The organism is Ancylobacter oerskovii, assembly GCF_018390555.1.
Taxonomy (GTDB): domain Bacteria; phylum Pseudomonadota; class Alphaproteobacteria; order Rhizobiales; family Xanthobacteraceae; genus Ancylobacter; species Ancylobacter oerskovii.
The window spans coordinates 34,426-46,330 of the sequence record NZ_JAHBGB010000033.1 but is presented as its reverse complement, the minus strand read 5'-3'; the positions used below and the strand labels follow the sequence as shown (position 1 = coordinate 46,330).

At 69.3% G+C, this 11,905-nt stretch carries 8 protein-coding genes and 1 pseudogene; 2 read left to right on the top strand and 7 right to left on the bottom strand.

From position 1 onward, the window contains the following. Window positions 1–295: 295 nt before the first annotated feature. The 4 genes from KHC19_RS14775 to KHC19_RS14760 form a co-directional block, all read right to left on the bottom strand. Window positions 296–2,164: an AAA family ATPase gene (locus tag KHC19_RS14775; RefSeq protein WP_213353147.1), complete on the bottom strand. Its 1,869-nt coding sequence runs from the start codon at window positions 2,162–2,164 to the stop codon at window positions 296–298. 292 nt (window positions 2,165–2,456) lie between these two features. After that, window positions 2,457–3,239: a Bax inhibitor-1/YccA family protein gene (locus KHC19_RS14770; protein ID WP_213353146.1), complete on the bottom strand. Its 783-nt coding sequence runs from the start codon at window positions 3,237–3,239 to the stop codon at window positions 2,457–2,459. A 148-nt stretch (window positions 3,240–3,387) separates the two neighbouring features. Next, window positions 3,388–6,006, bottom strand: coding sequence for an ABC transporter permease (locus KHC19_RS14765; protein WP_213353145.1), 2,619 nt, complete (start codon window positions 6,004–6,006; stop codon window positions 3,388–3,390). Continuing rightward, window positions 6,003–6,725: an ABC transporter ATP-binding protein gene (locus KHC19_RS14760; protein WP_213353144.1), complete on the bottom strand. Its 723-nt coding sequence runs from the start codon at window positions 6,723–6,725 to the stop codon at window positions 6,003–6,005. The genes KHC19_RS14765 and KHC19_RS14760 overlap by 4 nt, the downstream gene beginning before the upstream one ends. A 64-nt stretch (window positions 6,726–6,789) precedes the next feature. Between KHC19_RS14760 and KHC19_RS14755 the strand changes: the two genes are divergently transcribed. Continuing rightward, window positions 6,790–7,473, top strand: a complete 684-nt coding sequence (locus KHC19_RS14755; RefSeq protein WP_378295908.1) for an arylesterase — start codon at window positions 6,790–6,792, stop codon at window positions 7,471–7,473. Window positions 7,474–7,591: 118 nt separating this feature from the next. After that, entirely contained in the window at window positions 7,592–8,650 is a 1,059-nt protein-coding gene (locus tag KHC19_RS14750; RefSeq protein WP_213353142.1) for an NADP(H)-dependent aldo-keto reductase, read from the top strand. A 249-nt stretch (window positions 8,651–8,899) separates the two neighbouring features. Here the strand turns inward: KHC19_RS14750 and KHC19_RS14745 are convergent, their stop codons facing one another. From KHC19_RS14745 to mtaB, 3 genes and pseudogenes are all read right to left on the bottom strand, one after another. Next, entirely contained in the window at window positions 8,900–9,502 is a 603-nt protein-coding gene (locus KHC19_RS14745; RefSeq protein WP_213353141.1) for a septation protein A, read from the bottom strand. 137 nt (window positions 9,503–9,639) lie between these two features. Further along, a pseudogene (ftsY, locus tag KHC19_RS14740) lies at window positions 9,640–10,554 on the bottom strand (signal recognition particle-docking protein FtsY); the annotation flags it as partial. 40 nt (window positions 10,555–10,594) lie between these two features. Continuing rightward, the gene (gene mtaB / locus KHC19_RS14735) at window positions 10,595–11,902 is read right to left on the bottom strand and encodes a tRNA (N(6)-L-threonylcarbamoyladenosine(37)-C(2))-methylthiotransferase MtaB (RefSeq protein ID WP_213353139.1); all 1,308 of its coding nucleotides are present in this window, start codon (window positions 11,900–11,902) and stop codon (window positions 10,595–10,597) included. Between the last annotated feature and the right edge of the window lie 3 nt (window positions 11,903–11,905).

Genomic DNA, 11,905 nt, shown 5'->3' with positions numbered 1-11,905 from the left:
AAATCCGGCTCATCTAGCGCGGTCATGCGCTGTCGCCGCCCGCATACATCAGGCCCGGGGAGGACCCGTGCCAGCTGCCGGAGTTCGGCCTCGATCTCGGACTTGGCCTCGTGGAAAGCCTCCGGATCCCGATGGCTCGGCACCAGTCACCGCACCCGCCCTGCCAGGTCGAGCAGGGCGGCGGCGGTGGTCGGGGTGTTGGGACACGGGACATCCCCTCCAAGGGGATGTCCCGTGTCCCGCTGCCACCGGGACAACCGGGACTGTCCCGCCGGGACATTCATGTCCCGCTTCATCAGATGATCCATGCCCATGGCTCCCTGATCGCGATGATCTGTTTGCTCGACAGGTTCTCGCGGGCGCGCTGGAAAGCTTTCTTCTTCGCCTCCGGTGTGTCGCCGATCCCGCGCCGGTAGGCATAGTCTCGCCACCGGTCGACATCGACGACGCGCACGCTGTTGGGGATCTGCCCGCCGGGCGAGGGTTCGCCCTCCTCGGCGATGGCCTGCCTCAGTGCATCGAGCGCGATGCGCGCCTGGTCGGAGAGCCGCGGTGTACCCCTGGTCTCGCCGGTGCTCGCATCCGTGGGCATGACGACGCAGGAGGTGACGTCGTCACCGTCCTCGTCGGTCCCGAGGACCGATTGCAGCAGCTCGTACTTGAGGGGCGAGATCTCGCCGCCGTCCTTCACCTTCGCGATCTTGCCTTCGCACACACCCGTCTCGTGGCGGGTGATCTCGATCGCCGCGTCCACCGCGCCGAGCAGGGCATTGGAGCCCCGTGCGCCGCGGTCGCGGTCCTTGCCGGAGTGGTGCACGACGAGGACATGACAGCCCAGCTCGCGCTGCATCCGCTCCGCCTTGTTCACCACGACATTGATGTCGCGGGCCTTGTCCTCGTCGCCGGAGCCGATCATGCGCGACAGTGTGTCGAGCACCACCAGCTGCAGCGGCGCGGTCATTGCCGCCCGATGCTCCTTCACATCGGCGATCAGCGTCTCGACGCCCTCCTCATCGTCGAACAGGTTCACCGAGGACGGGATCAGCACGAAGGGCTTGCCCGGCTCGCCACCCTTCTCCTGCCGCCACGCCTTCATGCGCATGCGCATGCCGGAGCCGCCCTCGCCGGAGACATAGACAACCCCACCCTCGGCGACGCGCCGGCCGAACCAGTCGCGTCCATGGGCGATATGCAGGGCGAGGTCGAGCACCAGGAAGCTCTTGGAGGTGCCGGGCGGGCCGTACACCGTCGACAGCCCGCCCTCGACCAGCAGCCCCTTCACCAGCCAGGCGAGCGGCGGCTGCTTGTCCTCCTCGCCCCACCACACCGCCGGCAGGCGGGTGACGGCGGCCGGGCGCCAGTTCGCCGTCGCGTCCGCGAGCTGATGCAGCCGCTCCACCGTGCCGCCGGCGGCGAGCCAGTCCGACACGTCGCCCTTGCGCGGCAGCTCGGGCAGCGCCAGCACGCGGATGCGGGCGGCGACGGGGGCGAGCGCCCGCGCCACCTTCTCGGCATGCTCGCGGCCGGCCTCGTCATTGTCGGGCAGGATGACGACGTCGGCACCAAGGAAGTGCTCGACATAGTCGAGCCGCCATTTGCCGGCGCCGCCGGCATTGCAGGTCGCGGGGATGTTTAGCGCCCGCAGGCGGTCGACGTCCTTCTCGCCCTCCACGATGTAGACGGTGTGCCCGGACCCGATCGCCTCGATCAGCTCCGGCAGATGGTAGGGCACCTGCCGGACATCCTTGACGTTATACACATACCCGCCGGCGCCATCCGGCCGCCGCTGGCGGAAGCTCTTCGGCTCCAGGCGCACCACCTCGAACAGCAGCTCTCCGGCCTCGTCGAGATAGGGATAGGTCGCAACCGTGCGGGTCTTGTTCGGCGAGATCTCCGGCTGCCCGGCGAAGTCGGGAAACTCCTGCTTCAGCCAGGTGATCGCGTCATGGTGCCCGCCGCCGTTGACGCGGGCGATCAGGTCGAGCACGCCCCCGCCTTCGCCGGCTTCATGGTCGCGCCAGGTGCCCTTATGTGGCCCGCCGATGCGCACCGACAGGCTGCCATTGGACCCGTACCGCCACTCGTCATGCTTCGAGTGTGCCCGGTTCGGTTCCCCAAGCAGCCGCCGCGCGACAGCCTCCATGAGGTCGGGAAAGTCGCTCATTCCTCGGGTTCTTCCGGTGGGACGTCCCCGCCGAAAAAGCCTTTTGGATCAATGGGCGATTTTTCGTCCCACTTGTCCGTAAGTTCCTCTATCGATGGTGCCTTCTGGCCCTCTCTCCTAGGCACCATCATTTTTCGACACGTTTCGAAAAGCCGCTGGAAACAAGGGTTTCGGCGGCTTTTTCGTTTTTGGCGGTCAGATGGGCGTGCCCGTTGTTCGAGGGCTGTATAGCTTCTGGAACGACAAAGGCCCCGGCGATGCCGGGGCCTTGATGGGTGGGGTGCCGGATTCGTCAGTTGTTGCGGTTGCCGAACAGCTGCAGCAGCATCACGAACAGGTTGATGAAGTCGAGATACAGCGTCAGCGCGCCCATGATCGCTTTGCGGCCGGCCACCACGTCGTCGTCGCCGGCGAAGTACATCTCCTTGATGCGCTGGGTGTCGTAGGCGGTGAGGCCGGCGAACACCAGCACGCCCACCACCGAGATGATGAACTGCAGCATCGACGAGCCGAGGAAGATGTTCACCAGGCTCGCGATGATGATGCCGAACAGGCCCATGATCAGGAACGAGCCCATCGCCGACAGGCTGCGCGAGGTGGTGTAGCCGTAGAGGCTCAGCGCGCCGAAGGTGGCGGCGGTGATGAAGAACACCCGCACGATGCTGTCATGGGTATAGACGAGGAAAATGGTCGACAGCGAGACGCCGACCAGGCCCGCATAGACCCAGAATACCGTCTGTGCCGCCGCCACGCTCATGCGGTCGACGCGGAAGGAAAGGAAGAACACCGCGGCGAGCGGGGCGAACACCACCACCCATTTCAGCGGGCTGACGAACAGCGCGTAGCCGAAATCGGTGAGATAGACGTTGGCGCCGAGCGCGTAGGCGGTCGGTTCCGCCGAGACGGCAAGCATGTAGATGCCCAGCGCGGCGGCGCCGGTGATGGCGAGACCGAGCGTCATGTAGTTGTAGACGCGCAGCATGTAGGAGCGCAGGCCCTGATCGATCTCGGCCTGCGTCCGCGTCGCCGTCGTGCCGTAGCGCGGGGCCGTGATGTTGCGATCGTAGTCGGACATGATGAAGGGTCCCTTTCAGACGCCCGCTGCCGCGATCCCTGAACGGACCACGGCTAAGCTCATGCGAAATATGAGCAAGGCCGCGGTCTCCCGCAAGTGAAGTTTCGGCAAGAAATGCCGCAGCGGTACATATCGTTAAGGCCGATCGTCACAGGCTGCGCAGGATGCGCGCCGGCTTCTGGCCGAGCGCCCACCAGATGCCGATCAGGCCGAAGGCGACGGTGAGCAGCAGTGCGGCGCCGACCGCGCCGAGTGCCGCCGGCAGCGAGAAGGCGAAGCCGATCTTCATCACCCCGACCGTCACGGCGTAGGCGGCTATCGAGCCGGCCAGCACCGCCACCAGCGCGGTGGCAAGGCCGAGAGCGGCATATTCCAGCGCATAGGCGAGAAGCAGGCGGGCCCGGGTGGCGCCGAGCGTCTTCAGGATGACCGCGTCATACACGCGATGGTGCTGTCCGGCGGCAAGCGCCCCGGCGAGGACGAGGATGCTCGCCACCAGCGTCACCAGGCTGGCGGCGCGTATCGCCAGGAGCAGATTGGCGACGAGGACGCCGATTTCCGCCAGCGCCTCCTTCACCCGCACCGCCGTGATGCCGGGATAAGAGCTTGCGACAGCTCGCGAAATGGCACGCTCCGTCGCGTCGCCGGCGCCATTCGGGAAGGCGAGGGTGGCGAGCGAGGTGTGCGGCGCGCCACGAAAGCTGTTCGGCGAGAACACCATGACGAAATTGATGGCGAGGCGTTCCCATTCGACCTTGCGCAGATTGGCGATGCGCGCGGTGATGGGGCGACCCAGCACGTTCACGGTGACGCTGTCGCCGATCTTCAGCCCGAACGCATCGGCGATTTCTTTCTCCAGTGAAACCAAGGGGTTGCCGGAGTAGTTCTCCGGCCACCACTCGCCCTCGGTGAGCGTCGAGCCTTCCGGTACCTGCGCCGAATAGGTGATGCCGCGATCGGAGGAGAGCACCCAGGCAAATTCCGCCGGCGGGGTGATCGTCTCGACCGGGCGGTCGCCGAGGCGGATCAACCGACCGCGCAGCATCGGCACGATCTCGACGTCGCCGCCTGGCGCCTGCTTGGCGAGGAAGTCGGAAAACTGTTGTGTTTCAGTGCTTTGGATGTCGAGGAAGAAGAAGCTCGGCGCCTGGTCCGGCAGGCGCGCCGTCAGCTCGCGGGTGAGGGAGCGGTCGATGAGGGAGAGCGTCACCAGTAGGGTGAGGCCGAGTCCGAGCGACAGGACCACGGTCGGGGTGAGGGCGGCGGGGCGGTGGATATTGGCGAGCGCCAGCCGCGCGCCGGTGGAGCGTGGGCGCGGCAGCCGGCGGGCGATCGCCATGATGCCGGTGGCCACCAGCCGCAGCGTGACCAGCACGGCGGCGGAAGCGCCGAGATAATAGAGCGCGATCCGGCGTTCCTCGCTGGCCGCGACCGCAAGCGCACCGAGCGCCAGAATCGCCAGCAATGTCAATGCGATATAGATCTTGCGCGGGCGGCTGGGCGCGCCCTCGTCCCACTCGCGGAACAGCGCGGAGACCGGCACGTCATGGGCGAGGCCGAGCGGCCACAGCGCGAAGGCGAGGGCGATCAGGAGGCCATAGCCGGCGGCGAGGGCGAGCGCTGCAGGCTGCACGCTTGGTTCGATCGGAAGCGGCAGCAGATGGCCGAAGGCGGCGTTGAGCGCAAAGGGCAGAAGCGTGCCGGCGACGAGGCCGATGAGAAGACCGATGAGTGCGATCAGCACGACTTCGAGAACATAAATCGCGAAGATCATCCGGCCGGGCGCGCCGAGCGACTTGAAGGTGGCGATCACCCCCCGCTTGGCGTCGAGATGGCTCTTCACCGCATTCGCCACCCCGACGCCGCCGACCAGCAGCGCCGTCAGCCCCACCAGGGTGAGGTACTGGGTGAAGCGGCGGACATTGTCTTCCAGCCGGGGGGCGGCGGCCTCGCGGGTGCGCACCTCGAAGCCGGCCTGCGGCGCCTTCGCCTTCACCTCGTCGAGGAAGGGGGCGAGGCGGGCGGGGGCGTTGAGCTGCACCCGGTAGTGCCAGCGGGCGAGGCTGCCGGGCTGGATGAGCTCCGAGGCCTTCAGCGCGTCGAGCGAGATCAGCAGGCGAGGCCCGAAGCCGAGGCCGGTGGCCAGCAGGTCCGGTTCGCCGGAGATGAGGGCGGCGACGCGCAGCCGGGCGGCGCCGAGCTGCAGGTCGTCGCCGATCTTCAGCCCCAGCCGCTCGGCGAGCACGGGATCCAGCACGGCGCCGAAACGCCCCTCGGTCTCGGCGAGCGCCTGCGCCGCCGGCAGGGGCGGATCGAGCGCCAGCGTGCCGGTGAGCGGATAGGCGCCGTCGACCGCCTTCACCTCGGCGAGGGTGGCGTTGAGGCCGGCGCCCTCGCCGGCGCGGGCCATGGCGCGCAGGGTGGCGATGGTGGAGACCCGCCCGGCGCCGGTGAAGAGCTGCATCTCCTCCGGCGTCGCCTGCCGCTGCACCAGCGTGAAGGCGGCGTCGCCGCCGAGCAGCGTGGTGCCCTGCCGTTCCAGCCCGTCGGTCAGCGCGCGGGAGAAGGAGCCGACCCCGGCGATGGCGGCGACCCCGAGCGCCAGGCAGGCGAGGAACACACCGAAGCCGCGCAGGCCGCCGCGCAGCTCGCGCAGGGCGAAGCGCAGGGCGAGGGCGAGCGAGAAGCCGCCCCGCCCGGCACCGGGCGCCCGTGCGCCGGCGCGTGCCTCGTCGCTGGTCGTCACGCTGCTCGACGTCACGCTCATGCCGCGTCTCCGCCGATGAGCGCGCTTTCCTCGATCTGCCCCGAGCGCAGCCGCACCGTGCGGTCGCAGCGGCGGGCGAGGGCGAGGTCGTGGGTGACGATGACCAGCGTCGCGCCGCGCCGTGCCTGGGCGGCGAAGATCAGCTCCATGATGCCGAGCCCGGTCGCCTCGTCGAGATTGCCGGTGGGCTCGTCGGCGACGAGGATCGCCGGTTCCGGGGCGAGGGCGCGGGCGACCGCCACGCGCTGCTGCTCGCCGCCGGAAAGCTGCGAGGGGTAGTGATCCAGCCGGTGGCCGAGCCCGACCAGCTCCAGCTCGGCGCGGGCGCGCGCGAAGGCATCGGCGCGGCCGGCGAGCTCCAGCGGCACCGCGACATTCTCCAGCGCCGTCATGGTGGGGATGAGGTGGAAGGCCTGGAAGACGATGCCGACATGCCGGCCGCGAAAGCGGGCGAGCGAATCCTCGTCGAGGCCGGCAAGCTGCTGGCCGGCGACGACGACGCTGCCGGCATCGGCCCGCTCCAGCCCCGCCAGCACCATGAGCAGGCTCGACTTGCCGGAACCGGAGGGGCCGACGAGGCCGACCGCCTCGCCTTGCCCTATATTCAGCGAAATGCCCTTGAGGATATGGACACGCGCCGCGCCCGATCCCAGAGACAGCTCGACCTTGTCGAGCGCGATGGCGGGAGCGGCGGCACTGAAACGGGAGTCCGGCTGCATGTTTTCCTGTCGTTTTCGCGGTGCTGGTCAGAAGTCGGCTCAGCTTGTGCCAGCATATGGGCCGGTGTGCATCGCGGGAAAGGGCCGGGCGGAACACCTTGTCGTCAATTGGCTGCTGGCATTGCTGCTGGTGCTGGCGGCACCGCTGGCGCTGCGGGCTGTCGCGGCGGCGGAGCCGCTGCGGCTCGTCGTGCTCGGCGACAGCCTGACCGCCGGATACGGGCTGCCGGCCGCCGAGGCGTTTCCGGTGAAGCTTCAGGCCGCGCTCAAGGCGCGCGGACACGATGTCGTGATCGACAATGCCGGCGTTTCCGGCGACACGGCCAGCGCCGGTGCGGCGCGGCTCGACTGGTCGGTGCCGGACGGCACGCAGGGGGTGATCCTCGAACTCGGCGCCAATGACGCGCTGCGCGGGGTCGATCCCGCCGTCACCGAGAAGGCGCTCGACGCCGCGCTGGCGCGGCTGAAGGAGCGCGGCATCCCGGTGCTGCTGGCGGGCATGCTGGCGCCGCCGAACATGGGTGCCGACTACAAGGCGCGCTTCGATGCGCTCTACCCGGCGCTCGCGGCGAAATATGGCGTGCCGCTCTATCCCTTCTTCCTCGACGGGGTGGCGGGGCAGGGCTCCAGGCTGAACCAGGCCGACGGCATGCACCCCACCGCCGAAGGGGTCGACGTGATGGTGGCGGGCATCCTGCCGGCGGTCGAGGCCTGGCTGGGCACTCTCAAGGCCGGCACGCCGGGCTAGCCGGCACGCCTTGCGGCGGGCACCGAGGGGCGAGGTTCGGGGCACGACTTGCGGCGCGGTCGAGGGAGGGCGTATTACAAATGCAACCCTCCCTCTTCCCGGCATCCCGGAAATTCCCATGCAATACCGTCCGCTCGGCCGTACCGGCCTCGAGGTGAGCGAGCTTTGCCTCGGCACCATGACCTATGGCCAGCAGAACACAGAAGCCGAAGGCCACGCCCAGCTCGATTACGCGTTCGACCACGGCATCAACTTCCTCGACACCGCCGAGCTCTATTCGATTCCGCCCAAGCCCGAGACGCAGGGCTCCACCGAGCGGATCATCGGCACCTGGCTCAAGGCGCGCGGCAATCGCGACAAGGTGATCCTCGCCACCAAGGTGGTCGGCCTTTCCGAGATGACCTGGTTCCGCGACGACGGCGCGCGGGGCAAGCCGAACCGCGCCCAGATCCGCGAGGCGGTGGAGAAGAGCCTGACGCGGCTGCAGACCGACTATATCGACCTCTACCAGCTGCACTGGCCGGGCCGCGAAATGCCCTGGGGCTCCAACCCCAGCCGCTGGCCGAACGACGCCGACGGCCGCCCGACGCCGGACGAGACGCCGATCCTCGAGACGCTTCAGGCCTTGGGCGAGCTGGTCGAAGAGGGCAAGGTGCGCCATATCGGCCTCTCCAACGAGAGCGCCTGGGGCACGATGCGCTTCCTCGCCGAGGCCGAGACGCATGGCCTGCCGCGCGTGGCCTCGGTGCAGAACGCCTACAACCTCGTCAACCGCACCTATGAGACCGCGCTCGCCGAGGTGAGCCTGCGCGAGGACGTGGCGCTGCTCGCCTATTCGGCGCTGGGGCAGGGCTTCCTGACCGGCAAATACCAGAAGGGCGCGCGGCCGGCGGGGGCGCGGACCACGCTGTTCGACCGCGGCCAGCGCTACCAGAAGCCGGGCAGCGAGGCGGCGATCGATGCCTATCTCGCCATCGCCGCCGAGCATGGGCTCGACCCGGCGCAGATGGCGCTCGCCTTCGCGCTGTCGCGCCGCTTCATGACCTCGGTGATCCTTGGGGCGACGACGATGGCGCAGCTGAAGACCGACATCGGCGCCAAGGACGTGACGCTGGCGCCGGAGGTGATCGCGAAGATCGACGCCGTGCACCAGCTGACGGGAAATCCGGCGCCGTGAGAGCTACGGCCTTCTGCCCTCTCTTCCCGTGAGGGCGTCGGCTTCGTCCCGACGACCAAGACCTTCTTCTCCCTCTCCCCGTGGGGGAGAGGGGTGGGTGAGGGGGCGGCAACGCTTCCCGATGCGGTTCCCCCTCACCGACCCGCTACGCGGGCCACCTCTCCCCACCGGGGAGAGGATAAGAAAGAGGGAGAGGGCCAGGGGCGCGCGAGGTGACTTCTCCGGGCCCCGGCGCTTCGGCCGTGGCTGCTACTCGCCCGCTTCCGGTGCGCGGGCGCCGGCCGGGGCGCCGTGGCGGGTCATCAGCGGTACCTGCGCCATGGCGAAGATGAGGGTGAGCGGCAGATAGCCGAAGGTCTTGAACGCCACCCACGTATCGGTCGTCACCGAGCGCCAGACGATCTCGTTCAGCGCCGCCATCAGCAGGAAGAACACTCCCCAGCGTATGGTGAGGACGCGCCAGCCTTCCGGCGTCAGCTCGAACACGTCGCCGAGCACATAGGGCAGCAGCGGCTTCCTGAACATGAGCCCGCCGAGCAGGGCGACGCCGAACAGCGCGTTGACGAGGGTCGGCTTCATCTTGATGAAGTGGTCGTCCTGCAGGACGATGGTGAGCGTGCCGAACACCAGTACCACCGCGGCGGAGATCAGCGGCATCACCGCGATCTTGCGGGCGATGATCCACATCAGCGCCAGCGCCACGAAGGTGGCGACCATGAAGGCGCCGGTAGCCGCATAGATGCCGGCGCGGCCATTGGCGATGAAGAAGATCACCAGAGGCCCGAGCTCCAGCGCGATCTTGACGAGCGGGCTCATGGAGCGGGGCGCGGCCGGGGGGCGGTTGTCGTTCATCGCGGGGGAAGGATCCTCTGTGTCCGCCCGTTGTCGCCCGGCAATGCGGCACGATCAAGGGGCGGGCGGTCACGGATCGGTTTTCGCGCCTGCGCCGTCGCGACGCGGACCCGCCGCCCGCCGCCCGGAGGACGTCGTCAGTCGTCGAGGCCGACCACGGCGCGGGCGAAATCGCGCGCGGCGAAGGGCTGGAGGTCGTCAATGCCCTCGCCGACGCCGATGAGATGCACCGGCAGGCCGTATTTGGCGGCCAGCGCCACCAATATGCCGCCGCGCGCGGTGCCGTCGAGCTTGGTCATGACGAGGCCGGTGACGCCGGCGACCCGCTGGAACGCCTCCACCTGCGACAGCGCGTTCTGGCCGACCGTGGCGTCGAGGGTGAGCACCACCGCGTGCGGGGCGGCGGGATCCTGCTTCCTGACGACGCGGACGATCTTCTCCAGCTCGGCCATCAGCTCGGCGCGGTTCTGCAGCCGGCCGGCGGTGTCGATGATCAGCACGTCGGCGCCCTCGGCCTTGGCCTGCGCCAGCGCGTCGAAGGCGACGCCGGCGGCGTCGGCGCCCGGCGGGCGGGAAACCAGGGCGGCGCCGGTGCGCTCGGCCCACACCTTGAGCTGCTCGGTGGCGGCGGCGCGGAAGGTGTCGCCGGCGGCGAGCACCACGCGCTTGCCCTGCGCCCGCAGCACCGAGGCGAGCTTGCCGATGGTGGTGGTCTTGCCGGAGCCGTTCACCCCGACCATCAGCAGCACGAAGGGCCTGGCGCCGGTCTCGAAGGCGAGCGGCCTGGCGACCGGGGCCAGTACCTTCTCGATCTCGGCGGCGACGAGGCCGCGCACCTCGTCCGGCTCGATCTGCTTGTCGTAGCGGCCCTTGCCGACCACCTCGGCGATGCGGGCGGCGGTCTCCACGCCGAGATCGGCGCGGATCAGCACGTCCTCGAGGTCCTCCAGCGTGTCGGCGTCGAGCTTGCGCTTGGTGAACAGGTCGGTGATGCCGGTCGACAGGTTCGACGCGGTGCGCGTCAGCCCTTGCGTCAGGCGCTTCCAGAAGCCGGGGCGGGGAGTGTCGTCGCTCATGTCGCTTCCGAAGGTTTCAGGCGGCGATCGGCCGGGCATCGGCCAGGCGCATGCCGAGGAGATGCGTGCCGTCATGCCCGGCGATGCGCACCTCGCCGAGGCTGCCGCGCGGCATGGGGGTGCCGAGCCGCACCGGGGTGAAGGCGCGGGTACGGGCGAGGCCGCCGGCCTCGGCGAGCACCTCGGCGCGGGTGCCGATGGCGGCGGCGAGGTGGCGCAGCAGCGCGGTGGCGCCCTTCTCGCGCAGCCGGCGGGCGCGTTCCTTGACGGCGTCGCCCGGCAGCTGCGGCATGCGCGCCGCCGGGGTGCCGCGCCGCGGCGAGAACGGGAAGACGTGCAGATGCGTCAGCCCGCAGTCGTCGACGAGGGCGAGCGAATTGCGGAAATGCGCCTCGGTCTCGGTGGGGAAGCCGGCGATGATGTCGGCGCCGAATACCATGTCCGGCCGCACGCGGCGGATGCCGGCGCAGAAATCGATGGCATCGCGGCGCGAATGGCGGCGCTTCATCCGCTTGAGGACGAGGTCGTCGCCGGCCTGCAGCGAGAGATGCAGATGCGGCATCAGCCGCTCTTCCTCGGCGATGGCGCGCAGGAGTTCGTCGTCCGCTTCGACGGAATCGATGGAGGAGAGGCGCAGGCGGCGCAGTTCCGGCACATGGCGCAGGATCGACCGCACCAGCGTGCCGAGCCTTGGCGTCCCCGGCAGGCCGGCGCCCCAGGAGGTGAGGTCGACGCCGGTGAGCACGACCTCGGCGTAGCCGTTCTCGACCAGGCGGCGCACCTGCGCCACCACCTCGCCGGCCGGTACCGAGCGGGAATTGCCGCGGCCATAGGGGATGATGCAGAAGGTGCAGCGATGGTCGCAGCCGTTCTGCACCTGCACGAAGGCGCGGGTGTGGCCCTCGATACCGTCGACCTGAAGCCCGTCGATCAGGTGCAGCGCGGTTTCGCGCACGCTCATGATGTCGCCGACGACGGCCTTTTCTTCGGCGCCGATGCCGAAGTCGAGCGCCTGCCGCGTGGCGGCCCAGGTTTCCGGCCGCGCCTTCTCGGCATTGCCGACCACGCGCTCGACCTCTTCCATGCCGGCGAAGGTCTCGGGCTCCGTCTGGGCGGCGCAGCCGGTGACGACGATGCGCTTGCCCGGCTGCTCGCGCTTCAGCCGGCGGATCGCCTGCCTGGCCTGCCGCACCGCCTCGGCCGTCACCGCGCAGGTGTTGACCACGACGAGATCGTCGAGCCCGGCGGCGCCGGCGGCGTTCTTCACCGCCTCGGATTCGAGCGTGTTGAGGCGGCAGCCGAAGGTGACGACGTCGACGGACATGGC